The sequence below is a fragment of the Curtobacterium sp. AC268 genome, from assembly GCF_979258745.1.
Map to the genome: position 1 here is coordinate 2,326,981 of NZ_OZ409878.1, position 24,372 is coordinate 2,351,352.

Consider the following 24,372-nt stretch of genomic DNA (forward strand, 5'->3'; position numbering starts at 1 on the left):
CGACACCGACACGAGGAGCGACCATGACCATCGCCATCACCGGAGCGACCGGCAACATCGGGGGCGCCGTGAGCGCGGCGCTCGCCGCGGACGCCGTGCCGTTCCGGATGCTCGTGCGCGACGCCTCGCGTGCGCCGGAACTCCCGGGCACCGAGGTCGCCGTCGCGACCTTCGCCGACGCCGACGCGAGTCGAGCGGCGCTGCAGGGCGTCGAGGTGCTGCTCATGGTCTCGGCGGCCGAGGCCCAGGACCGCCTCGACCAGCACCGGGCGTTCGTCGCCGCGGCGGCCGACGCAGGCGTGCGGCACGTCGTCTACACGTCGTTCCTCGGCGCGGCTCCCGACGCGACCTTCACGCTCGGCCGCGACCACTGGGCGACGGAGCAGGCGATCCGCGACAGCGGGATGGCGTTCACGTTCCTGCGCGACAGCTTCTACCTGGACTTCGTCGAGGACCTGGTCGGCGAGGACGGCGTGATCCGCGGCCCGGCCGGCTACGGCGCCATGGCCGCGGTCGCCCGTGCCGACGTCGCCCGCGTCGCGACCGCGGTGCTCCACGACCCGGACGCCCACCGCGACCAGACGTACGAGCTGACCGGCCCCGAGGCGATCACCCTGGCCCAGGCGGCGGCGATCGTGTCCGAGGTCCGCGGCCGCACCGTCAGCTACCACCCGGAGACCCTCGACGAGGCGTACGCATCACGTGCGCAGTGGAACCCGGAGCCGTGGCAGGCCGACGCCTGGGTGAGCACCTACACGGCCATCGCCGAGGGGGCGCTCGCGCACGTGTCCGGCGACGTCGAACGCATCACCGGCCGTCCGCCGATGTCCCTGCGCGAGGTGCTCGCCGCGAGCTGATCCTCGGCGGTGGTGGTGCGCACCGGGTCCGACCGACGGCCCGGGCAGCCCGCAGTGCCAAACCGTCCACGTGATGCCGGCGGTCCGGCGCGGTCGCACCGGCGGACGTGCGTGCCGCGCGACCCCCGTGACCGCCCGGCAGCCCCCGGCCAGTGCGGCGCGCAGGACCGGGTCGGTGCGCGGCGCGTGGGCCTCGACGACGAGGACGTGCAGGCCGTCGGCGATCCTCCGGCGGATCTGCTGCGCCGTGAAGACGGGCACGGTACCCGAGAACCCGCCGTCCGTCAGCACCGGGAGGCCCGTCGCGTCGATGATCGGCGCGGAGACGCGCCACGTGTCCGTCAGGAACAGCGGTTCGTCGTGCCGGTCTCCCTCCAGCCGTCGCGCGGTCGCGACGAGCCGGCGGAGTGCGCGCGGGTAGGGCGTCGACCCGCCCCAGGGGTCCGGGCGCGACACGTGGAAGACGTCCGGGCTGCCGATCGGGGCCGGCCAACGCGCGGGCCACGGCCCGACCGACGCGTCGACGCCGCTGCCGTCGCGGGTCGCGTCGAGGGCCTGCAGGGAGAACGCGGCGGGTCCGGCGAGCAGCGCGAGTCCGGCTGTGAGCGCGATGGCCGTCCGGGAGGCCTGGTGCCGGCGCGGTCCGCGCGTCGCCTCCCAGCGGGGTCGCCACCACACCGCCACCACGCCGGCGACGACGGCGACCGTCGCGAGCGTGATCGCCGGCCAGGCGAGCACGCGCGGCATCGCGGTGCCCCGGGCGAGGAACACCACCCAGCCGAGCTGCGCCACGGCGAGGACGACCGGGAGCGCCCGGAGCACCCGTGACCGCGCGCGGACCAGTCCGACCGCACCGCGCCACCCGAGGGCGGCGAGCAGGGCGAGCTGCACACCGATCGCGGCGACGTAGGCGGTGTGCGGCACCGCGGCCACCGACAGCACGGCCGCCGCGGTGCCGAACCAGACGACCAGGACGGCCAGGGTGGCGGATCCGGCACGGGTGTCGAACGTGTGCCCGAACGAGGAACCGGGGCCGTCGAGCCGTTCCACTCGTCGCCGTACGAGCACCACGGTCGCGACCACCACGCCGAACACCGCCGCGGGCAGGAGCCAGGCGACCTGCGATGCCAGGTGCGGTCCGAGCAGCTTGCCGAACCCGGCCGCGCCGCCGCGCCAGGTGTGCGGGCCGACCGGCACGGCGAACGACCGGACGGACCCGGGGACCGCGCCGGGCAGGAACCGGTCGATGCCGTTGTACCCGAACACCATCGCGAGCGGACTGTCGTCGGTGGAGCCGTCCACCCAGGGCCGCGAACCGGACGGGGTGAGAGCCAGCGCCGTGACCCACGACAGGGACGCCCCGACCGCGACGATCCCGAGCACCCCGGCGCGGACCACCCGCATGCCCAGGCGGAGCGGGCCGCCGTCGTGCCGCGCCGTGGCGAGCAGGGTGCCGAGGAGCAGCGCCGGCAGGACGAACCACGCCTGCACCATCTTCGCCTGGAACCCGACGCCGACCGCCAGGCCCGCGGCGACGAGCGGCCACCAGCGCCCGGTCAGTGCCGCGTGCTGCCAGCACAGCAGGGCGACGGCCAGCGCGGCCGTGACCATGCCGTCCTCCATCGGGTGCGCGAACATCGACACGAAGACCGGCGTCGACCCGGCTGCGGCGGCGGCGACGAGGCCCGTGCCGACCCCGGCCCAGCGGAGTCCGACCAACGAGCAGGCCCACAGGGTGACGAGCCCCTCGACGACCTGGGGGAACGCGATCGCGGCGGTGGAGTGCCCGAACAGCCGGATGCTCAGCGCCTGCGGCACCGCGAAGCCGCTGAGCTTGTCGAGCGTCACCGTCGCCGACGGGTCGAACGAACCGGAGAGCAGTGCCCGCCACGACTCGGACATCGACCGCGCCGACGCCTGGTAGAAGCTGAAGTCCCCGCCACGGCCCAGGTTCCAGGCGAGCAGCACGGTCGTACCGGCCGCGATGACGAACAGGGTGAGCCGTGCTGTGAGCGGCTGGTCCCGCCACCGGGCGGGTCGTCGGATGTCCACCCTCCGGACCTTGGCGGTCCGGGGTGACGACCGGCCGGGACCGTGCCGCCAGCTCGCCCCCAAGCCGGTCCGTGCGCTGAGGGGTCGTGCGGGTGCGGGCCCCGTCGGTCAGCCCTTCGGGGGGCGAGCCGGAGCGGGGTCTCAGCCGGTGTTCGGGTTCGGGGTCAGGACACCCGTCGCGCGGCGAACGTCCCGACCACGCCGAGGGTGAGCACCGCGACGAGCACGACGAGCAGCGGTGCCGTCCAGTTCCCCGTCGCACCGTGCAGGGCACCGGCGACGAGCGGCCCGGCCGAGCCGAGCAGGTACCCGCCGCCCTGCACGAACGCGGACATCCGGCGGGCGTCGGCGTCGCTCGAGACGATCCGAACGATCACGATGAAGATCACGGTGATGCCGCCACCCTGGGCCGCGCCGCCGAGCACCGACCACAGCAACCAGAGCTGCGGGGCGAACAGCAGCCCGAGCGGCATCGCCAGCCACAGCGTGCCGACCAGGGCGATGATCGCCGCCGGACGCCACCGGGTCGCGAGCAACGGGACACCGAGCGCCCCGACGACGGCCAGGATCTGGAACACCGACGAGCTGGCGCCCGACGACGCCTTCGAGAACCCGATCTCGTCGTGCAGCAGCGTCGGGATCCACGCGGTGAGGGCGTAGTACGAGAACGCCTGACCACCGAAGGCGAGCGTCAGGCCCCACGTGATGAGCCGTCTCGCCGGTCGGATGGGCTCGGCGGCGGCGACCCGTGCGGCCTCGGCGGCGCGGGCGGTCCGGATCGCCCCGGTGTCGAGCACCTGGTCGATGGGCCCGGTGACGGGCAGCGGTTCGTCCCGCTCGGACGGCAGCGGGCGTCGCCAGGCGGCCCGAGCACCGACCGCGTAGGTCCAGGCGGCGGCGGCGATCAGTGCGAAGACCGCCCAGATCGCGATGGCGACCGGCCAGCCCCACAGTGCGGCCAGGGGAGCGGTGCCGAGCGACGTGATCATCGACCCGACGTTGAGCGCCGACGTGTACACGCCGGTGACCAGGCCGACGCGTTCCGGTGAGGTGTCCCGCCGGATGACCACCGGGATCACCACGTTGCCGATCGTGATGCCGATGCCGATGACCGCGGTGCCGATCAGCAGCGCCGCCGACGAGGGCATCGAGCGCACGACGGTGCCGGCGAGCACGATGACGAGCGACAGCGAGACCGCGCGCTCGGGATCGGCCTTCGCGATGACCCAGCTGGCGAACGGCGTCGCGAGGGCGAAGCACAGCACCGGGATCGTGGTCAGCAGCCCGGCGATCGTCGCGGTCAGGCCGAGGTCGGCGCGGACGTCGCCGATGACCGGGGCGGTCGCGACGATCGGACCGCGGAAGTTCAGTGCGATCAGGACGATCGCCGCCGGCAGCAGCCAGGCGGCACCGCGGAGCCCGCGCCGGACGACGTCGCCGCTCATGCGGACGGCGTCGCGGACGGCAGCAGGATCGGCAGCAGGTCGAGCGGGGTGGCGGCGCGGGCGATGGTGCCCTCGGCCTCGTCGGGGGAGCCGTAGCCCCACTCGGCGAAGACGACCGGGACGCCGTGCACGGTCGCGCCCTCGACGTCGTGCTTCCGGTCGCCGATCAGCACCGGGCGGCTGATGTCGAAGCCGTGGGCCTCGAGGCGTCGCAGCGCCTCTTCGACGACGTCGGCCTTGCTCGACCGCACCTCGTCGTCGCTCGCACCCGTGATGATGTCGATGTCCCCGGTGAGCCCGTAGTGCTCGAGGATGTAGGTCGCCGGGGTCTCCGGCTTGCTCGTCGCCGTCGAGATCGGCAGCCCCGCCTGGTGCAGGGTGCGCAGCACGACGTCGATGTCCGGGAACATCGCGGAGTCGAGCGCCCCGTGCGAGAAGTAGTGCTCGCGGTAGACGGCGAGGGTGCGGTCGGCCAGTTCGTCGTCCATGCCCATCGCGACCCGGAACGTGTCCATGATCGGCGGGCCCACGAACGACATCAGGGTGTCGTGGTCCGGCACCGGGACGCCGACGGTGCGGAAGGTGTGCGTCAGGCTCTCGAGGATGCCCGGCGCGGAGTCGCTGATGGTGCCGTCGAGGTCGAACAGGATGGCGGAGAACGGGCTGGTCATGTCCTGTCCACCCTAGCCGGGCGGTGGCGGGCGACCACCCGGGGTCGCGGCGGCGACGGGGTGGACCGGCGCCGCGCCTCCAGGCCGGGGACCGGACGGTCCTCGTAGCGCTCGGAGGGCGACGTCGACCGACGGCGCTCGCCGATCAGCGGCGTTTCCGCGAGAACCAACCCCCGGCGGTGAGCGAGAGGCCGGCGATCACGGCGATGACGACGATCCAGATGATTGTTGTGGTCTCCACGTTGTGCTCCTGTCGGTGTTGTGCGGTGGGTGTGGTGCTTGTCAGGGGTTCGGGTGCTGCGGGCGGGCCCGGGGCGAGCGGACCGGCCTGCGGAGACGGCTGCGGCGGCCGGTGATGGACCGGTGGTAGACCCTCGCGCCGCCGACCGCGGCGATCACCGTGGCCGCGGCGATCACCGCCACGGACGCCACGAGGTCGACACCGGCGACCTCGCCGGCAGCGAGCCGCATCGGCATGAGGATCGCGGAGAACGGCGGGATCAGGCTCATCACGCGGACCCACGGATCCCCGATGCCCTGGAGCGCGAGGATCGCGACGACGAACACCGCTGCGTTCAGCAGCTGGAGTGGCAGCAACGACGAGGACAGTGCCTCCGGCCGCTTCGCGGTGGCGGCGACCGCCCCGTAGATGAAGCCGTAGAAGGCGAACCCGAGGACGAACCACATGATGCTGACGAGCGCCGCCGGGGCGATGAGGTCCTGCAGGCCAGCCGTCCCGAACACCCGCACGGCGCCGATCCCGACGAGGGCGAGGATCGCCATCTGGATGAGACCGAAGAGCCCCGTGCCGACGACCTTGCCGACGAGCAGGGACACGGGGCGCACGCGCGAGAACAGGATGTCGACGACCCGCGTCGTCTTCTCCTCCATCGTTCCCTGCGCGACCGACCCGCCGAGGCCGGCGATCTGGGTGAACAGCACGATGGACACGACGTACGCGAGCACGAGTCGTGCTGCGTCGCCGGACGAATCGGAGACGGCACGGACCACCGGTTCGGGGACCGAGACCGGACTCCCGGTGGCGTCGGCCACCATCATCTCGAGTGTGCCGGTCCTGATCGCGGCTGCGACGGCCAGGCCGGCGGCCTCGTCGGCGCTGTCGGCCATCGTGACCGTGACCCGGCCGTCGGCCACCGCTGCCGTCCCCGCGACGTCGCCGGCATCGAGGGCCCTGGCCGCCTCGCCCGCGGAGTCGACGGGACGGATGTCCACGCCGGGGACCGCGCCCCGGTCGTCCGCCGAGAGCGCGGCGACGGCCTCGGGCGTCGCGGCGAACGCGAGCGCGGTCGGGGCCGTGTTGCCGGCCAGCAGTCCGGGCACGAGCGCGAGCGCCACGATGAAGAGACAGCTGACCACCATGCCGATCCAGAACGACCGCATGCGCAGTCCGACGTGGACCTCGCGGCCGGCGATGTGGCCGACCTGTCGGAGGTCGAGCCGTGGTCGATCAGAGAGCATCCTGCGTCACCGCGTCTCGGTAGAGGTCGGACAAGGTCGCGCGGGCCCGCTCGACGCCGATCACGTCGACGCCGGCGGCCAGGCGTCGGAAGACGTCCGCCTCGGTGCCGGACGGTACCCGGACCACGTGGCGATCCGGATCGGTCGTCGTGCCGCTGAGCGCATGGCGGCCGCTCGTCACGACGTCCGCACCGAGCTCGGCGAGCACACCCGGAGCGACGGGGGTGGCGGTGCGCACGACGTGGAGGTTCTCCGTCCCCTCGAGGAGGTCGTCGACCCGGTCCTCGGCGACGATCCGCCCGTCGTGGATGATGACCACCCGGTCGCACACGCGCTCCATGAGGTCGAGCTGGTGACTCGAGAACAGGATCGGGCGGCCGGATCGTGCGGTGTCGGCGAGGACCGCGCCCATCGCGTCGACGCCGCTCGGGTCCAGGCCCGAGAACGGTTCGTCGAGCACGAGCGCCGTGGGGTCGCCGAGCAAGGCGGCGACGAGCTGCACACGCTGCCGGTTGCCCAGGCTGAGTTCACGGACGACGTCGCCGAAACGATGCCGGATCCCCAGCACGTCCCCCCACCGCGCGACCTCGGCACGAGCCTGTCGGCGTCCCATGCCGTGGAGCCGGGCCAGGTACACGAGGTGGTCACCGACCCGCATCTCCGGGTACAGACCCTGTTCCTCGGGCATGTACCCGATGCCGCTGCGGTAGGCGGAGTCGATCGGGCGCCCACCGACCGAGACCGTCCCGTCGTCGGCCTCGAGCAGGCCCAACAGGATCCGCATCGTCGTGCTCTTGCCGGCGCCGTTGCTGCCGATGAAGCCGGTGACCTGCCCCGACGGCACGGTGAAGGAGACCCCGTCGAGCACGAGCCGGGACCCGAAGCGCTTGTCGAGGTCGCGGACCTCGATGGTGCCGGCCGGGTTCATGCCGGCCGCCGGAGGACCGCGACCCAGAGCGGGTTCTCGCCCGCTTCGTAGGGCGTGCCGTACCAGTCGCCGAGCAGCGCGACCCGTTCGAGGCCGGCGTCCTCCGCCCACGCGGCGAGTTCGTCGGGCTCGACGAAGGCGACCCGTTCGTCGAACTGCGTCACGGACCGCGGTTCCTCCCACCGGTGCGCGACGGACCAGGTGTCCGCCGCCGTGTCCAGACGGTAGGTCGACGTCAGGCGTGCACCGTCCGGGCGTTCGGTGACGACCGGCAGGGGCTCGATGCCGAACCTGCCGACCGCGGTCGCTCGGTCGTACGCCTCGACCACGAGGTGGCCACCCGGCGCGAGCCAGGACGAGGCTCGTCGCACAACGCCTTCCCGGTCGGCCGGGTCGGGCAGGCAGGAGATCGAGCCGAGGACACAGGCGACGAGGTCGGCCGATCCGCTCGGTTCGGAGTGGTCCCGCATGTCCGCGTCGACCACCGTCGTCCGGGCTCGGGTCGGGGCGTCCTCGGCACCGAGGTTGTCCCGCAGGCGATCAACCATCGCGGACGACACCTCCACGGCGCGCACGGTGTGTCCCGCGCGCGCCAGCGGGATCGCCACCCGGCCGGTCCCGGCACCCAGTTCGACGATCCGGGACTCGGGGGCGACGAGGCTCCCGAGCGCCTCGGCCTCGAGCGCGCCACCGTGCTCGAACACCCGGTCGTAGACGCTCGCCCACGCTCCGCCGTACCCACCGGAGCGGTCGATGTCCTGGCGGTCCCGGTCCCGGTCCCGGTCCCGGTCCCGGTCTCGGTCGATGTTGCTGTCGATCACGATCGGTCCTCCGTCGGCGCGGGCAGTTCCGCACCCTCGATCCGCGGGACGAGCCCGGAGACAAAGCGGTACTCGGGATCGCCGGACTCGTCGTAGCCGCTGTAGAGCACCACCATGAACTGAAAGGCGTCGCTGCCCGGTTCGAGGTCGCCGGCGCGCTCGCGGCGTTCGACGGCGTGCCGGATGTAGTTGGCCACGAGCCGGTACGAGGACGCCTGCTGCATCTGCTCGACGTCGAGCGAGTTGAGCGCGATGAGGTCGATGCCGACGTCGAAGAACGCTTTCTCACGGCGTCGGCCGGGGAACCAGAACGCGTGCACGAGCCGCCGGCGGACGATGCTGGAGGCCTCGTGCCAAGGGGACACCTGGCCGTCCGCACCGCGTGTCCGGTACATCAGGTGGAAGTCCTGGGTGGCCGGCTCGGGAGCGAAGAACCGCCAGTTCGGGATCGTCAGCCCGACCGGGTCCAGGCTGCGGAGCCGGTCGAAGCTCCGCTGCGGGTGCTGGGTCAGGAGCGTCAGGACGAACCAGCCGGCGAACACCGCCTCGACGGCGGTCGTGATGACGGTGGTGGGTGCGGGTCGGCGGCCCATCAGCGCGCACCCTCCGCTTCCACGGGCACCCGCGGCGTCGTGTGCTGGAGGACGACGGCGGCGATCCGGGTGACGACGGCACGGTCGGCGAGGAGACCGAGGTGATCGGTTCCGTCGACCACGGTGAGACGACCGTCGGCACCGGCGGCCACGAACTCCTCGTCGAGCGCCCGCTGGTGCGGGTGTTCCCGCAGGGTCCGGTCGGCAGCGACGACGTCGACACGAGCCGAGGTCGTCGGCAGGCTCCCCACCGGTGCGCGGAACACCTGGTACAGGCTCGTCCACTCCCGTTTGGCGGTGGACCACAGGGCGTGGTCCCGCAGTTCGGCCCGCAGCCGCGCTGCGACCTCGTCCGGGTACAGGGACACCCACGGCGGGACGTCGAGCATCACACCGAGTCCGAGCCGGAGCGAGGGTGCGACGAGTCGCATCGACATGTCGAGCATGCGGGCACCCTCGGCCTGCACCGCGGACACGGCGACCTCGCCCGGGTGCGTCGGGTCGATGAGCACGATCCCGGTCACCCGTGATCCCAGACGCTCCGCCGCACGGGTGACGAGGTACCCGCCGAGCGAGTGCCCCACCAGCACGACGTCCCGATCGGCGGCGACCGCGTCGACCAGGTCGACCAGGTCGTCGACGGACTCCTGCAGGCTGTAGCTGTCACGTGAGAAGTAGCTGCTCGCGCCGTACCCGGCACGGCTGTAGAACAGGGTGTCGACCCGTCCGGCGAGCTCCTCGCCGTACCAGTGCCAGTAGGTGGCGGAGGACTGGTGGCCGCTCTCGAACACGACGAGCGGCAGAGCCTCCGCACCGGGTGCGCGCCGGAGGCGGTAGGACAGCACGTTCCGTGACGGGGTGCGGTGCCGCCGGGCCTCCGGCCCGTCCGCTCGCTCGATCCCGGCGCGGCGCACCAGCGCGGAACCGACGCCGACGACGGCGAGGAGGCCGGTGACCGAGGCGACGATCGCCGGGAGCCGAGCGGGCGAGCGGTGCGCGCCTGCCGTCAGCGACCGCGCCGCGCGCCCCTGCACCACCGAGAGGATGGCCGGGTAGGTCGCCATGAAGGCCCACACGAACCGGGCGAGTCCCATGTACCGCGCGTTCGCCAGGTGGAACGCGGCCATCGCACCGACGACCGCGTAAGCCGCGCGGGTCGGCAGCACGAAGACCAGCGGGAACGCGGTCTCGAGGACGAGGACAGTGTGCGCGGCGAGTCGGGAGAGGCGGGGGTGCGCGGTCAGGAACCGGTAGAGGCCCTCGTCGCCGTAGGTGCGGGTGCGCAGGATCCCCGGGAGCGCCTCGCCGGTCCGCCACGTCCGGCTCACGATCTTCACCAGGCCGGAGACGCTGTACGACAACGCGGCCTGCATCGCCAGGAACCACACCGCCGCTTCGGCCGCTCGGGGTGAACCGCGACCGACACGGCCGAGGGCTGCCGAGGTCTGCACGAGGAAGGCGAGCTGGTCGGACCCGTCCGAGCCGTAGTGGTTCTTCGGGTGCAGCACGAGCGCGCTCGCAGCGAGGAAGGCGTTCGCCGGGGCCCGGTGTGCCGTCACGTGCAACGGCAGGAAGAGCGACAACCCCGCGCCGATCCGGAGCACGTGGACGACGTTGTCGATCTTCTCGTCCGAGACGCGGTCGAGGAACGGCATCAGCCGAGGGAACCGGGTAGCCATCGCGCTGCGACCGTACGTCCAGTCACCCAGGCCGCCGGGACGTTGGTCACGTCGGCTGAAGAGGTACTCGACGCTGCTGAGCACCTGCGTGACCGCGCTCATCCGTTCGGCCGCGAGCAGCGCCGTGCGCGGTCGCGACACGGCGGTCAGCACGTCGCCGATGCCGGCTGTGATCGCCCGGAGACGGGGTGCGCGGAGCGGAGGGAAGTGCGCGAGGACGGACCGGGCGTTCACGCTCGGTCCCCGCTCGCGGGTCGCTGGTGCATGGGTGTGTGGCCTCCTGGGCGAGGGAGTCGCTTGTGCGACCCGTCTGGACGAGGACGTACGTGACCCGACCGCTGCGCGGTCGAGCGGGGTGCCGGCCGACGAGGAACCGTCGGCCGGCACAGGTGGTCAGCCGATGGCCTGACCGATGGTGAACCCGGCTGTGAAGGCGGCGGCACCCGCCGCTGCGCCCTTGAACGCAGCGACGAAACCGGGGCAGAAGGCCGCGGCCGTGGCGGGCGTCGCGAGGACCGGGACGGAGGCGCTCAACCCTCGGCTGGACACGTCGGCGAAGGGCAACGTCGCGAGCGCGGCGTCCGCGTTCACTTTCTCGAGCAGCATCGTCACCACCCCCTAGTCGGCCGTCGCGACGCCGACCCACACGCCGGCACCGAACAGCCCGGCGAAGGCAGCCGCGCCGGCGACCGCTCCCTTGTTGGCTGCCACGAACGCGGCAGCGGCCGTGACGGTGGCCGGGGTGGCCAGCACGGGCAGCTCCCCTGGTGCTCCGGACCAGTTGGTGCGGTCCATCTGCAGGTTCGCGATCGATCGATCGCTGTTCACACGTGACGCGAGTGACGTCATGGTCTTCCCCATTCCTCTTCCGTTATCGACATCGATCACGGCCGGCACCGCCCCGGAGGGCGACGAGATGACGGAGGACAGCTGCGCCGGTCGCCCCGCGACTCCCCCTGTCAACTCTTACAGGTTTGGTCACAGGGGTCGCAGGTTCACCCCCTCTTTCGAGGGGCGTCACATGCGATTGACACGGAAACCTCAGGTTTCCGTACCCCAGAAGGAGGACCCGGGTCCGGCCTGTTCTAGAACAGGCGGGTGTGGCCGCCCTCGATGCCGCGCATCGCGTCGTAGTCGAGCACGAGGACGCGGATACCGCGGTCCTCGGCGAGGGTTCGTGCCTGCGGTGCCACCGTCTGCGCCGCCAGCACGCCCTGCACCGGACGCAGGTGCGGGTCGCGGTTCATGAGCTCGAGGTACCGGGTGAGCTGCTCGACGGCGTCGATGTTGGCGTTGCGCTTCATCTCGACCGCGACGCTCGATCCCGCGTCGTCGCGGGCCAGGATGTCGACCGGTCCGATCGCCGTCATGTACTCGCGGCGGACCAGGGTGTGGCCGTCACCGAGGAGCTCGATCTGCTCGGCCAGGAGCTGCTGCAGGTGCGCCTCGACCCCGTCCTTCACCAGGCCCGGGTCGACGCCCAGGTCGTGGGTCTCGTCGGACACGACCTCGTACAGGGAGACGATGAGCTTGTCCTGCGTCTTCTTCTGCGTCACCGTCCACACCTGCGTGATGCCGGCGCTCGACTGCTCGTCGTCCGGCTCGGTGATCTCGATCGAGCAGGGCGGGCTCATCCAGTTCAGCGGCTTGTAGCTCCCGCCGTCGGAGTGCACGAGCAGGGAGCCGTCCGCCTTGAGCATGAGCAGGCGGGTCGCGAGCGGCAGGTGGGCTGAGAGCCGGCCCGCGTAGTCGACGGAGCACCGGGCGATGACGAGACGCACCCCGGAAGCCTAACCGGCGCGGTGTCGTCGGCCGGACGAGGCGCGCGGCCTGTGCGGCCCGCACGGATTCACATGCCCGTAACGACGTTCTGCACATGTACCGCAATCCGATGCCGTCCTACCGTGGCTCCCACCCCGATCGGCCCACGCCGACACCCCTCCCCGAGGAGCCACGATGGCCAGCGAGACCGCAGTGTCAGCACCACGAACCCCCCGTTCCGAGTCGGTCGCCGTCGACGACTACTCGCTCAGCCGAGTTCCGATGTCCGCGCGCTACGGCTGGTTCCAGGTCGCCGTGCAGCGCTTCGGGCAGATCTCGGCCCTGTCCCAGTTCCTGCTCGGTGCGACGCTCGGCTTCGGCATGAGCTTCTGGGACGCCTTCTGGGCGATCACCCTGGGCGCCGTGATCCTGGAGATCGTCTCGGTGCTCGTCGGCGTCATCGGCGTCAAGGAGGGCCTGAACACCTCGGTCATCGCCCGCTGGACGGGGTTCGGCAAGGCCGGCTCCGCGCTGGTCGGGCTGGCGATCGGGCTGAGCCTGATCGGCTGGTTCGGCATCCAGTCGGGCGTCTCGGCGGCCGGCCTGGTCTCGATCCTGCCGATCCTGCCCGCCTGGGCGTGGTCGCTCGTGTTCGGGCTGCTCGTCACCGCGATCGTCCTGCGCGGGTTCCACTCGATGCAGTGGCTGGCGAACGTGACCGTGCCGCTGTTCCTGGTGCTCGTCGGTTGGGCGGTCATCGTCGAGCTGAGCCGGCACTCGATCGCCGAGCTCGCGGCGCGTGCCCCGGCCGGTCCGGAGCTGAGCTTCGTGGCCGGGACCACCCTGGTGGCCGGCGGGTTCATCGTCGGTGCGGTGATCACGCCGGACATGACCCGCTTCAACCGGTCGGTCGGCGACGTCGTCAAGCAGACGCTGCTCGGCGTGACCCTCGGCGAGTACGTCATCGGCCTTGCCGGTGTCCTGCTCGCCCACGCCGTCGGCTCCGCGGACATCACCCGTGTGATCACGTCGAGCGTCGGCTGGGTCGGCATCCTCGTGATCCTGCTCGGCACGTTCAAGATCAACGACTGGAACATCTACAGCTCGAGCCTCGGCGTCACGAACTTCATCGACGCGGTGTTCGGCAAGCAGGTGAACCGCGGGCTCGTGACGCTCGTGATGGGCGTCGTCGGCTCGGTGCTCGCCGCGGTCGGGTTCCTCGGGGCCCTGACACCGTTCCTGTCGGTGCTCGGGGTCGTCTTCCCGCCCATCGCCGGGATCATGGTGGCGGAGTACTTCGTCGTGAAGCGCTGGCGCCGCGAGCTGAGCGACGCCGAGAACATCCCGGCGACCTCGCCCACCTGGGTGCCGGCCACCCTGGTCATCTGGGCGGTCGCCTCGCTCATCGGGTACTTCGTCGCCGTCGGCATCCCGTCGATCAACTCCGTGGTCATCGCCTTCGTGCTCTACGTGGTCGCCGGCAAGGTCGGGCTGATCCGCGGCGTCGGTGTCAGTCGGACAGAGGCGGCCCCGGTCGCCGGACCGGCCACCCCGGCCGCCTGACCCGGGCGTTCCCCGAACGGCCGGTCGCGTCGCCGCACCCCTGATCCGCGCGACGGCGCGGCCGGTCCCCCCCCCCCCAGCACCACCCCGCGACCAGCACCACCGAAGGGAACCCCCATGCGCATCGGCATCGACGTCGGCGGCACCAACACGGACGCCGTCCTGATGGACGGCAGCACCGTCCGCGCGGCGGTCAAGCGGTCCACCACCCCCGACGTCACCTCGGGCATCGTCGCCGCGCTCGACGGCCTGCGCGAGCAGCACGCCTTCGGCCCCACCGACATCGACGGCGTGATGATCGGCACCACCCACTTCATCAACGCCCTGGTCGAGGCACGCGGCCTCGCCCCCACCGCCGCCGTCCGCCTGGGCCTGCCGGCGACGGCGTCGCTGCCCCCGTTCACGGACTGGCCCGCGCACCTGGTGTCGGCCGTGCACGCGCAACCGTTCCTGGCCCACGGCGGGCACGAGTTCGACGGCCGCGTCATCTCCGAGCTCGACCCCGAGGAACTCAAGCGGCACGCCGGTGCCATCGCGGCCGCGGGCATCCGTTCCGTCGCCATCTCGTCCGTGTTCTCCCCGATCAACGACGAGTTCGAGCAGCGCGCGCAGGAGATCATGGCCGCCGAGCTCGGGCCGGACGTGGCGTTCTCGCTGTCGTCCGAGATCGGTCGCATCGGGCTGCTCGAGCGCGAGAACGCGACGATCATCAACGCGGCACTCCGCGAGCTCGCCGACCGGATCGTCGACGGCCTGTCCGGGTCCGTCACGGGCAGCGGCATCGACGCACCGCTCTTCCTGAGCCAGAACGACGGCACCCTGATGGACGTCGAGTACGCCCGTCGCTACCCGGTCGCGACGTTCGCCTCGGGCCCGACGAACTCGATGCGTGGCGCAGCGGTGCTGTCCGGCTTCGACACCTGCGCGGTCGTCGACGTCGGCGGCACGACGAGCGACGTCGGCGTCCTGACCGCGGGCTTCCCCCGTGAGGCCACGGGCGAGGTCGCCGTCGCCGGCATCCGCACGAACTTCCGGATGCCCGACGTCCTGTCCGTCGGCATCGGCGGCGGCTCCCGCATCCGCGAGGACGGCAGCGTCGTCGGTCCGGACTCCGTCGGGTACCGCCTGACCGAGGAGGGCCTGGTCTTCGGCGGCACCACCCTGACCGCCACCGACGTGGCCGTCCGCGGCGGCCGTGGTGCGATCGGGGACCCGTCGCTCGTCGCCGGGGTGCCGGCCGAGGTCGCCGCCCGCGCGCTCGACGTCATCGCGGAGCGCGTCGCCGACATCGTCGAGCGGATGCGGACCTCGTCCGACCCGCTGCCCGTCGTGGCGGTCGGCGGCGGCTCGGTGCTGCTGCCGGACACCCTGCCCGGACTCGGCACCGTGCACCGCCCGGAGCACTACTCGGTCGCCAACGCCATCGGTGCGGCGATCGCGCAGGTCAGCGGCGAGGTCGACAAGGTCTACGCGATCAGCGACGGCCGCCGGTCCGCCGTGGTCGACGAGGCCCGGCAAGAGGCGGTCGACCGGGCCATCGCGGCCGGCGCCGACCCCGGCTCGGTGGACATCGTCGACTTTGACGAGGTCCCGATCCCGTACCTGCCGGGCAACGCGACGCGGATCCGCGCCAAGGCCGTCGGCGACCTGGCACTCGGGGCGCTGGTCCGATGAGCGCCACGCAGGCCGCGCCCCGCGCCGCCGCCGCGCACGCAGCGCCCCACGCCGCCACGCACGCCGCCACCGCGCCCCTCACCACCATCGGCGCCGACTGCTCCGCCCTCGCCCGTGGCGCCGCGATCCTGGGTACCGGCGGCGGCGGTGACCCCTACATCGGGCGCCTGCTCGCCGAGGCCGCCGTCCGCGCCCACGGCCCGGTCGAGATCGTCCAGGTCGAGGACCTGCCGGACGACGCCGTGGTGCTCTCGGTCGCGATGATCGGCGCCCCCACCGTGATGGTCGAGAAGCTGCCGTCCGCAGGCCAGTTCGCCGAGGCCATCCGCAGCCTGTCGGCGTTCCTCGGGGTCACCCCCACCCACCTGGCCTGCATCGAGGTCGGCGGTGTGAACTCGACGACCCCGATCGTCGCCGCTGCCGAGCTCGGCCTGCCCCTGGTCGACGGCGACGGCATGGGCCGCGCCTTCCCCGAGGTGCAGATGGTGCTGCCGACCCTGTCCGGGGTCCGTGCCACCCCGATGGCCCTGGCCGACGAGAAGGGCAACACCGCCGTCTTCGACACGGTGGACAACCGGTGGGCGGAACGGCTCGCCCGCACGGCGACGGTCGAGATGGGCTGCTCCGCGATCACGGCGCAGTACGCCATGTCCGGTGCGCAGGTGAAGGAGTCGTTCGTCCGCGGCAGCCTGTCGCTGAGCGTCCGGCTCGGCGAGACGCTGGTCCGCGCACGCGGCGAGAACACCGACCCCGTCACGGCGGTCACCGAGGTCCTCGGCGGCACGGTCGTGTTCCAGGGCAAGGTCGCCGACATCGAGCGCAAGACCGTCACCGGGTTCGCCCGTGGCACGGCCCGCATCGCCGGTTCCGGCAGCGACACCGGCCTGGAGGCGGTGCTCCTGTTCCAGAACGAGCACCTGCTGGTCGAGGTGGCCGGCCAGGTCCGCACCACGGCTCCCGACCTCATCATCACCTTGGACGCCGAGACCGGCGAGCCCATCACCACCGAAGCCCTGCGCTTCGGCGCCCGCATCCGGATCGTCACCGCGCCGGCCGACGAGCGCTGGCACTCCCCGGACGGCCTGCGCCTGGCCGGCCCGCGGTACTTCGGCTACGACACCCCCGCGGTCCGCCACGACGGCACCACGAGCGCGGGGGAACTGAGCACGGGAGAGAACCGATGAGCTGGATCCTCGACGTCGATGACCTGCCCGACCTGGCCCGCGGCGCCGCGCTGCTCGGCACCGGCGGCGGGGGCGACCCCACCATCGGGATGCTCCTGGTCCGTGCTGCGATCGAACAGCACGGCCCCGTCACGATCCTCGACCCGTCCGAGGTGCCCGACGACGCCCTCGTCATCCCCACCGCGCAGATGGGCGCACCGACCGTGGTGCTCGAACGCATCCCGGCCGGACCGGAACCCCTCGGCGCCCTCCGTCGGCTCGAAGCCCACCTGGGCCGGACGGCGACCGCGACGATGCCCATCGAGTGCGGCGGCATCAACTCGATGATCCCGCTGCTCGTCGGCGCCACCGGTGGCCTGCCCGTGGTCGACGCGGACGGCATGGGCCGCGCGTTCCCCGAGCTGCAGATGGAGACGTTCTCGGTCTACGGGGTCCCCGGCAGTCCACTGGCGATCAGCGACGAGAACGGCCACGGCGTCATCATCGAGACCGGCACGGACAACAAGAAGATGGAGTGGCTCGCCCGCGGGGTCACCATCCGGCTCGGCGGCGTCGCCTACATCGCCGAGTACGCGATGTCCGGCCGCCAGGTGCGGGAGACCGCCGTCCCGCGCACGCTCTCCCTGGCACTCGCCGTCGGTCGGGCCATCCGAGTCGCCCGCGAAGCCCACCGCGACCCCATCGACGCGCTCGCCGAGGCCCTCGGCACGACGATCTACACGCACCTGCGCGAGCTGTTCGACGGCAAGGTCGTCGACGTCGAGCGCCGCACGGTCGACGGGTTCGCCCGCGGTCGTGCCACCGTGCAGGGGACCGACGGCTCCGAGCTCGAACTCCGGTTCCAGAACGAGAACCTCGTCGCCCGGCGTGACGGGCAGCTCGTCGCCGTCGTGCCCGACCTGATCTGCGTCCTCGACGCCGAGACCGCCGAGCCGATCACCACCGAACGGCTGCGGTTCGGGCAGCGCGTCCGGGTCATCGGGATCTCGACGCCCGACCTGATGCGGACCCCGGAGGCGCTCGCCGTGTTCGGGCCGTCGTGCTTCGGGCTCGACGAACCGTTCGTCCCGGTCGAGGACCTGCACGAGCACGTCCGCCCGGCCGCCCCGGCGGTCGGCTGACGAACGGCCGCGCGCCGACGCCGGCGCCCGGCCCGTACACCCGACCCCCCCGGCCCCGGGCTCGGGCCCCGAGACGCGACCACGGCAGCAGAATGGACCCATGGACCAGGGTGAGCGGCGGGGCGGCGGTGTGGCGGGCCTCCAGGCCGACGACGCGACCGTCTTCGGACGCGGCACCGCCCTGCTCGGCTGCGGTGGTGGCGGCCGCGTCGACCACATGGTCAGCGCGCTCCGCTTCGCGCTCGGCGACCGCAGCGTGCCGGTCGTCGACCTCGACGACCCCGCGCTCGGATCGGTGGTGGCCGTCGGGCTGATCGGGTCGACCACCGTGCTCGAGGAGAAGATGCCGAGCGGCGAGGAGCTGCCGGCCGCGCTCGCGGCGGTCGAACGCTGGACGGGCACCCGTGCCGACGCCGTGGTCGCCGCGCAGATCGGCGGCGTGACCGGACCGGCCGCCGCCCTCACCGCACACGCCGCCGGACTGCCGCTCGTCGACGCGGACCTGGTCGGCCGCGCGGTCCCGCGCATCGACCAGCTGTCGGTCTTCGTCGGCCCGACCACGACGGTCACGGCAGCCGCGGCCACCACCAGCGGTCTGCGGATCGTCGTCGACGCCCGGCACCCCCACGACGTCGAGACCGTCTGGCGCGAGGCCGTCTCGCACAGCGGCGGCTGGGCGGCCTTCGCGATCGGCCCGGTCCCTGTGGCGCTGCTGCGCGAGCGGGCCGTCGTCGGCAGCGTGCAGCGCGCGCTCCGGATCGGACGTGCCGCGGGTGGCGCACGCGACGCGGCGGAACTCGCCGCGCTCATCGGCGGCCGGGTCGTCGCGCAGGGCCGGGTCATCGACGTCCAGCGCGAAGGAGACGCGCTCGCCTTCGTCCGCAGCAGCCTGGCCATCCGCGACGCCGGCACCGGTGCGGTCGCCCGGGTCGAGGCGGGCAGCGAGTACGTGCACTGCCTGGTCGACGGCCTGCCGGTCGCCAGCACCCCGAGCGTCATCACCGTCGTCGACGCGCGCTCGCTCGCGCCGGTGGCGACCGACCGCACGCGGGTCGGCAACGAGCTCGCGGTGCTCGTGCTGCCGTCGGCGCCGTGGTGGTGGGCGGACCCCGACCGCACCGCGCGCATGGGACCGCGGGCGTTCGGCATCGACGCGGACGTCGTGCCCGAGGCCGTGGGCCAGGTGCTCGCGTGAACGCCGTCGGCGACCTGCTGCCGCTCCTGCCACTCGGCACCCGCCTGCTCGTCGGCCCCGGCAGCACCGCGGTCCGGAGCGTCCGCGGGGTCGTGGGGACCCCCGACCAGGTCGGCCGGTCCCTGTCACAGGGCGACGACGTCGTCGTGCTGCTCACCCCCGTCGACCGCGCGGACGCGCGCTTCGACGTGCTGCTGCGCCGGGCGTCCGCCGCCGGCACCACCCTGCTCGTCGTCGACGGGGCGCTGGAACTCGGCCCCGGCACCACGACGCTCGCCGACCGGCTCGGCGTCGCCGTGCTCGCCACCCCGGACCCGTGGGCGACCTCGGTCCGCCTGCACGAACTCATCGGCACCGGGATGGGTCCGGCGGCCCGGGCAGCCCTCGACGCCTCCCGCGTCGCGCTCGACGCCGGCCCCGAACTCGACGACCTGTTCGCCCGGCTCGACCGCTCGCTCGGCCACCCGGTGCGGTTCCTCGACGCCTCGGGCCTGGCGCTCCGCGGAGCCGCGGTCGACGACGCGGCCCGCGCCGTGCTCGTCCGCCGCGCCGGCACGAGCGACGTGCTGACCGCCGAGGGCGTCGACGAGACGCTCGTGGCGATCCCGGTCGGCACCGGCATCGGACCGCGCGCCTGGCTGGCCGTCGGCCTGCCCGTCCCGATCGCCGCCGAACAGCAGGTGGTCGCGAGTGCCCTGCAGGTGGCCGCCGTCGCCGTCGGGCACCGGCTGCTGCTCACCCGGCTCGACGACGAGCGTGACGCCCGCTACCGGATGGCGATGCTCGACGAACTCCGCGCGGCGGACGGGGCGCCCGCCCCGCAGCTCGTGCAGCGGACCATCGCCGCCGGGTGGCGGCTGGACGCCTGGCACGTCGGCGCACGCGTGGTCGCGCGGCAGGGCGTCGACCTGGTCGCGCTCCGCCAGCAGGTCGACGCCGCGGTGCGCGCCGAGGGACTCGACGCGGTCGTCGTCGAACAGGCGGACGGCTGGGTGCTGTGGCTGTCGGAACCCGACGAACCCGGCCGGGAGGCAGTGGCCGACATCGCGGGTCGGCTGCGGCGCGCGCAGAACACGCTCCGCACCACCGTGGAGACCAACGTGGGCGTCGGCAGTCTGCAGGCGGGCCCTGCCGGGCTGGTCCGGACGCTCGGCGAGGCCGGCGACGCCGCTCGCCTGGCCGCGAGCCGTCCGGAGTCGGGGCACTTCGTGCACGTCGACCGGCTCGGGCTCGCGCAGCTGCTGCTCGCGTGGACGCAGACGGATACGTTCCTGCCGGCCTCGCGGCAGTTGCTCGCACCGCTCGAGCGCGGTGGCGGCGCGCTCCTGACGACGCTCGCCGCCTACCTGGACGCGGAGTCGTCGATCGCCGAGACCGCCGCGGTGCTCGGGGTCCACCGGAACACCGTGTCCGACCGCATCGCGCGGGTGGAGCGGCTGCTCGGGGTGGACCTGTCCGACCCGGAGACCCGGCTCGCCCTGCACCTGGCGACGCGGGCGCGGGCGGGCGACGGCGGCTGAGGGCTCGCTGCGTCAGCTGCGGTCGCTGGCGTTCTCGGTCTCGCTGGTCGCGGTGTCGTGCTCGTGCTCGGTCGTGCTCTTGTCGGTCCCGCGGGCGGGCCGGGCGGCGGCGCCGGTCTCGCGGGCCGCACCCGAGGCCAGGCCGGCCGCGATGATGAACACGAAGACGATCAGCAGCGCGCCGAGCAGGCCGATCTCCTCACCGAGGAACCCGATCAGCGGCGGCCCGGCCAGGAACGCCACGTAGCCGATCGTCGCGACCGCGCTGACCTTGGCGGCCGCGGTGCGGGGGTCGTCGGCCGCGGCGGACATGCCCATCGGGAAGCCGAGGCTGGCGCCGAGGCCCCAGAGCACGACGCCGACGATCGCGAGCGGCACGTTGTCGATGAAGATGAGCATGCCGAGGCCGACCACTGCGACGGCGGCGCTGATGCGCAGGATCGGCACGCGGCCGAACTTGTCGATCAGCGGGCTGCCGGCGACGCGGCCGGCGGTCATCGCGGCGAGGAACACCGTCAGCACGGCAGCACCACCGGCGTTGTCGAGCCCGTGGCCGTCGATCATCGCGAGGGGCAGCCAGTCGTTCGCGGACCCCCTCGGCCAGCGCCATGCCGAGCACGATCACGCCGATGAGCAGCGTCGAGGGCTGTGCCCAGACCTGCCAGCGGGTGAGCGGGGTCGCGACCGGGCTGGTGTCGGTCGACACCGGCTGCTCGAAGCGGTGCTCGTCCTGGAACTTCGTGACGGCGACGAGCATGGCGGCGCTCGTGATGACGACGAGCACGATGAAGTGCCACGAGACCGGGATCTCGAACCGCTCGGCCAGGGCGCCGAGGCCCGCACCCGCGAGCGTGCCGAGGCTGAACGCGGCGTGGAACAGCGGCATGATCGTGCGTCCGCCGGCCTTCTCGGCGGCGGCGCCGGAGACGTTCATCGACACGTCGCACAGGCCGTTGCCGAATCCGAACGCGATGAGCGCGATCCAGATGGCGGCGAAGCCCCATCCGAGCGTGACCGCGACCCCCGCGAAGATCATCCCGACCGCCAGGCACGCCGCAGCCACCTGCACGCCCCGACGGGCACCGAGCTTCGCGACGATGTGGCCGGCGAAGGTCAGACCGCCGATGGAGCCGACGGCCATGCCGAGCACGAGCAGGCCCATCTCGAACGTGCTCGCCCCGAGGGAGTCGCGGACGCTCGGGATCCGGCCCAGCCACGTCGCGATGTCGAGCCCGGACAGGGTGAACACCACGAACACCGCGATGATCCAGGCCTTGGTGGTCGGGACGGTGCGGGTGGACGGCGTCGTCATGGTGGTTCCCATCGTGCTGCGGCGCGCTCGGTAGTGCGCGTTCTGGTGCGTGTCAGTGCTGGTCTTGCGGTTGTCGAATCGATTCGACTGCTCGTTCCGGCTACGCTAACGGGCGATGGACGAACCGGCAACAGGACCCGGCGCGTCGCCTTCCCGCGGCGGCGTCACCCGTTCGTCGCGCCCGACGCTGGCAGCCGTCGCCCGTGCTGCCGGTGTTGCGCCGTCGACGGCCTCGCTCGCCTTCAGTGGTCTCGGCCCGGTGTCCGAGGACGCCAAGGCCCGCGTGCTCGCCGCTGCCGCCGACCTCGGTTACGGCGGCCCCGACCCCCGTGCCCGTTCCCTGCGCCGCGGTCGTTCCGGCGTCATCGGCGTCGTGATGGACGAGCGTCTGAGTGACGCCTTCCGTGACCCGGTCAACGTCCTGACGCTCGACGGCATCGCCGAGGTCGCGGGTGCCGCAGGTGCCTCTCTGTTGCTCGTCCGGAGTCCGCTCGACGACGAGCAGGGTGCCGGCCCGCTGGTGGATGCCCCGATGGACGCCGTGGTGCTCGTCGGGTGCAACGTCCGGATCGACCCTGCCGTCGCCGTACTGCGGCGTCGGCAGATCCCCGTCGTCGCGATCGAGGCGGACGAGATCGAGGGTGCTGTCCCCGTCCAGCTCGACAACCGCGATGCCTCGCGCCGTGCTGCGGAGTACCTGCAGGAGCTCGGCCACCGGGACGTGACCGTCGTGACCCTGCCCCTCGACGCCGCACGCCGCCGTGGCCCGATCGACGCAGCCCGGCAGGGCGAGGGCATCGCCTTCACCACCCTCGAACGCCTGCGCGGTGTGCGCCAGGTCTACCCGGACGCCGTCGCGATCGAGACCGCCGGCAGTTCGGTTGAAGAGGGACGTCTCGCCGGCACGGAGCTCTTCGCGCCGGACGGCCCGCGCCCCACCGCCGTCATCGCGCAGAGCGACCTGATCGCCGTCGGGGTGATCTCGGCCGCACTCGACGCCGGACTCCGTGTCCCAGAGGACGTCAGCGTCGTCGGCTTCGACGGCATCACCGTGGACGACAGCCTGCTTCACCGCACCCCGATCCGGCACCTGACCACCCTGGTGCAGCCCTTCGTGCAGAAGGGCCAGGCCGCCGCACGTGCCGCCCTGGCCATGCTCGAGGGGGCGGAACCGCGGCCGGCGTCCTTCACGTCGGAGTTGCGGGTGGGGGACACGACGGGGCCGCCGCCCCCTTCGCGCTGATCCCACGCCGTCCGGGTTCGCCAGACCGAGAAACTGGCGCACGGGGTCATCGCCCGAATCTGCCGGTGGTGCGCTTGGGCTCCGAGCGGTCGAGCTGGTACAGCGCATTCCGGGTATGACCGACCGCAAACATCGTTTACTCGATGGGGGCAAGCGGGAGGTCTTTGGTAGCTAGCGCGTTCAGATGGGCGCGGCGAGGCGGCCTCTCTGGACCAATGAAGCAACCTCCGCGCGCCCTCGACTCCGGCGACCACGATCTCGTCTGAGCATGCTCCAAGATCGATCCGGGGTTCCGGAGTGTTGTTCCGGGGGCGACTTCTCGCCTTAGTCGCTATCGATTGGCTCGGTAATCGTCTCCACTGTGTCGTTTGGTCGGAGGCCTGCCACCGAATCGACCGGTTCGAGCGGCATTTTGATACGTACGTCACGCGCAGCGGGCACAGCATCCGTGGCCAAGACCATCGCTTGCTCGAACTCAGCTCGCGTCGTCTCGGGTTCACCGGCGAGCTCAACGGAAAGCGCACCGCCCGCGTACTCCGTCACGTTCTGAACCCAAACCATCCCAGCGGTCTCGCTGCGCACAAGCTTATTAAGGTAGTCGCGGAAGCTCGAGTAAGGCGCACCAGTCGTCAGCCGCGCGTCGAGCGCGGCGCGTTCTCTCGGCGTGCCGTGGCTCATGCTGTTAGCCAGCCGATCCTGCCCTGCAGCGAGGGACCGAACCCGGCTGACGAGTTCTTCGAGCATTGACGTATCATTACGCGGCTCGACGTTACCGTCGGCGTCCTCGTCCGGCTGCCAGGAGGCCTCCACCGCCGGCCACTCCGCTGAAAACAAGAGTGCAACTGCCTTCTCCGGGAACGATTCTGCGGCAGCGTTGACGATCTGTGTGAACAATTGTCGGACCGACTCTCGCTGGCGAAAGTGCGTCGCTTGGAAGTCCGCCAAGGGCGTGTCTACGTCTGCCGTTGAAAGATCGAGTAGGACTGTTGCCACGCGGCGGTTCAGTAACTTGGTGGACAGCGCACCTGCCTCGTAGTTGATCCAGGGCTTGTGCAGGTTTGCGCGAGACAGCACCACGATCCCGTAGTCCGTCGCCGACAACTCTTGTTCGATCGCGGCAATCCCGCGCCCTCCCCGCGGGATGTCGATGCTCGACACAAACGCTTCGACGTTGCCGGTTCCGACCGTGTGTAGCGCGTCGCGAAGCGCCTCGGCGACACGGCGCTCAGCGTCGCCGGACCAGCTAATGAACACCTTCATGTGCTGACCGTATC

At 72.3% G+C, this 24,372-nt stretch carries 20 protein-coding genes and 2 pseudogenes; 8 read left to right on the plus strand and 14 right to left on the minus strand.

What is annotated here, in order from left to right:
• Positions 1-23 precede the first annotated feature (23 nt).
• Positions 24-857, plus strand: coding sequence for an SDR family oxidoreductase (locus ACZZ9K_RS11070; RefSeq protein WP_463444053.1), 834 nt, complete (start codon positions 24-26; stop codon positions 855-857).
• Between the two features lie 1,356 nt (positions 858-2,213).
• On the opposite strand, the pseudogene ACZZ9K_RS11075 reads toward ACZZ9K_RS11070, so the two are convergent.
• The 11 genes and pseudogenes from ACZZ9K_RS11075 to nucS all read right to left on the minus strand — a co-directional run.
• Positions 2,214-2,759, minus strand: a pseudogene (locus ACZZ9K_RS11075) (ArnT family glycosyltransferase); the annotation flags it as partial.
• A 314-nt stretch (positions 2,760-3,073) separates the two neighbouring features.
• Positions 3,074-4,354, minus strand: coding sequence for an MFS transporter (locus ACZZ9K_RS11080; protein ID WP_138802247.1), 1,281 nt, complete (start codon positions 4,352-4,354; stop codon positions 3,074-3,076).
• A complete protein-coding gene (locus ACZZ9K_RS11085; protein ID WP_138802248.1) occupies positions 4,351-5,025 on the minus strand; it encodes an HAD hydrolase-like protein in 675 nt (224 codons plus the stop codon). Before ACZZ9K_RS11085 ends, ACZZ9K_RS11080 begins: the two co-directional genes overlap by 4 nt.
• Before the next feature lie 282 nt (positions 5,026-5,307).
• Positions 5,308-6,504 (minus strand): ABC transporter permease, encoded by a 1,197-nt coding sequence (locus ACZZ9K_RS11090; RefSeq protein WP_138802249.1) that lies wholly within the window; start codon positions 6,502-6,504, stop codon positions 5,308-5,310.
• Positions 6,494-7,432, minus strand: coding sequence for an ABC transporter ATP-binding protein (locus tag ACZZ9K_RS11095; protein WP_463444054.1), 939 nt, complete (start codon positions 7,430-7,432; stop codon positions 6,494-6,496). The genes ACZZ9K_RS11090 and ACZZ9K_RS11095 overlap by 11 nt, the downstream gene beginning before the upstream one ends.
• Positions 7,429-8,253, minus strand: a complete 825-nt coding sequence (locus tag ACZZ9K_RS11100) for a class I SAM-dependent methyltransferase (protein WP_463444055.1) — start codon at positions 8,251-8,253, stop codon at positions 7,429-7,431. The genes ACZZ9K_RS11095 and ACZZ9K_RS11100 overlap by 4 nt, the downstream gene beginning before the upstream one ends.
• Positions 8,250-8,846: a DUF5819 family protein gene (locus tag ACZZ9K_RS11105; RefSeq protein WP_463444056.1), complete on the minus strand. Its 597-nt coding sequence runs from the start codon at positions 8,844-8,846 to the stop codon at positions 8,250-8,252. Before ACZZ9K_RS11105 ends, ACZZ9K_RS11100 begins: the two co-directional genes overlap by 4 nt.
• Positions 8,846-10,759 (minus strand): alpha/beta fold hydrolase, encoded by a 1,914-nt coding sequence (locus tag ACZZ9K_RS11110; protein WP_463444057.1) that lies wholly within the window; start codon positions 10,757-10,759, stop codon positions 8,846-8,848. Before ACZZ9K_RS11110 ends, ACZZ9K_RS11105 begins: the two co-directional genes overlap by 1 nt.
• Before the next feature lie 159 nt (positions 10,760-10,918).
• Positions 10,919-11,131, minus strand: a complete 213-nt coding sequence (locus tag ACZZ9K_RS11115; RefSeq protein WP_185002932.1) for a hypothetical protein — start codon at positions 11,129-11,131, stop codon at positions 10,919-10,921.
• A gap of 12 nt (positions 11,132-11,143) precedes the next feature.
• On the minus strand, positions 11,144-11,374 hold the full coding sequence (locus ACZZ9K_RS11120; protein WP_148053811.1) for a hypothetical protein: 231 nt from the start codon (positions 11,372-11,374) through the stop codon (positions 11,144-11,146).
• 236 nt (positions 11,375-11,610) lie between these two features.
• Positions 11,611-12,306 (minus strand): endonuclease NucS, encoded by a 696-nt coding sequence (gene nucS / locus ACZZ9K_RS11125; protein WP_463444058.1) that lies wholly within the window; start codon positions 12,304-12,306, stop codon positions 11,611-11,613.
• Positions 12,307-12,481: 175 nt separating this feature from the next.
• Between nucS and ACZZ9K_RS11130 the strand changes: the two genes are divergently transcribed.
• The 6 genes from ACZZ9K_RS11130 to ACZZ9K_RS11155 all read left to right on the plus strand — a co-directional run bounded on the left by ACZZ9K_RS11130 (position 12,482) and on the right by ACZZ9K_RS11155 (position 20,543).
• Complete coding sequence (locus tag ACZZ9K_RS11130; RefSeq protein WP_463444059.1) at positions 12,482-13,849, plus strand: purine-cytosine permease family protein; 1,368 nt, start codon at positions 12,482-12,484, stop codon at positions 13,847-13,849.
• Positions 13,850-13,966: 117 nt separating this feature from the next.
• A complete protein-coding gene (locus ACZZ9K_RS11135; RefSeq protein ID WP_042538007.1) occupies positions 13,967-15,523 on the plus strand; it encodes a hydantoinase/oxoprolinase N-terminal domain-containing protein in 1,557 nt (518 codons plus the stop codon).
• Positions 15,520-16,707 carry a DUF917 domain-containing protein gene (locus ACZZ9K_RS11140; protein ID WP_463444060.1) on the plus strand — a complete coding sequence of 396 codons (1,188 nt, stop codon included), beginning with the start codon at positions 15,520-15,522 and terminating at the stop codon, positions 16,705-16,707. The genes ACZZ9K_RS11135 and ACZZ9K_RS11140 overlap by 4 nt, the downstream gene beginning before the upstream one ends.
• Complete coding sequence (locus tag ACZZ9K_RS11145) at positions 16,704-17,828, plus strand: DUF917 domain-containing protein (protein WP_017887750.1); 1,125 nt, start codon at positions 16,704-16,706, stop codon at positions 17,826-17,828. The genes ACZZ9K_RS11140 and ACZZ9K_RS11145 overlap by 4 nt, the downstream gene beginning before the upstream one ends.
• A gap of 100 nt (positions 17,829-17,928) precedes the next feature.
• On the plus strand, positions 17,929-19,023 hold the full coding sequence (locus ACZZ9K_RS11150) for a DUF917 domain-containing protein (protein ID WP_111055261.1): 1,095 nt from the start codon (positions 17,929-17,931) through the stop codon (positions 19,021-19,023).
• The gene (locus ACZZ9K_RS11155) at positions 19,020-20,543 is read left to right on the plus strand and encodes a helix-turn-helix domain-containing protein (protein WP_463444061.1); all 1,524 of its coding nucleotides are present in this window, start codon (positions 19,020-19,022) and stop codon (positions 20,541-20,543) included. Before ACZZ9K_RS11150 ends, ACZZ9K_RS11155 begins: the two co-directional genes overlap by 4 nt.
• Before the next feature lie 12 nt (positions 20,544-20,555).
• Here ACZZ9K_RS11155 and ACZZ9K_RS11160 read toward each other — a convergent pair whose 3' ends face one another.
• Both ACZZ9K_RS11160 and ACZZ9K_RS11165 read right to left on the minus strand, forming a co-directional pair.
• On the minus strand, positions 20,556-21,107 hold the full coding sequence (locus ACZZ9K_RS11160) for an MFS transporter (RefSeq protein ID WP_463444062.1): 552 nt from the start codon (positions 21,105-21,107) through the stop codon (positions 20,556-20,558).
• A 229-nt stretch (positions 21,108-21,336) separates the two neighbouring features.
• A pseudogene (locus tag ACZZ9K_RS11165) lies at positions 21,337-21,867 on the minus strand (MFS transporter); the annotation flags it as partial.
• A 103-nt stretch (positions 21,868-21,970) separates the two neighbouring features.
• Between ACZZ9K_RS11165 and ACZZ9K_RS11170 the strand changes: the two are divergent.
• On the plus strand, positions 21,971-23,098 hold the full coding sequence (locus ACZZ9K_RS11170; RefSeq protein ID WP_463444063.1) for a substrate-binding domain-containing protein: 1,128 nt from the start codon (positions 21,971-21,973) through the stop codon (positions 23,096-23,098).
• A gap of 324 nt (positions 23,099-23,422) precedes the next feature.
• Here ACZZ9K_RS11170 and ACZZ9K_RS11175 read toward each other — a convergent pair whose 3' ends face one another.
• On the minus strand, positions 23,423-24,358 hold the full coding sequence (locus ACZZ9K_RS11175; protein ID WP_263136926.1) for a toll/interleukin-1 receptor domain-containing protein: 936 nt from the start codon (positions 24,356-24,358) through the stop codon (positions 23,423-23,425).
• Positions 24,359-24,372 lie beyond the last annotated feature (14 nt).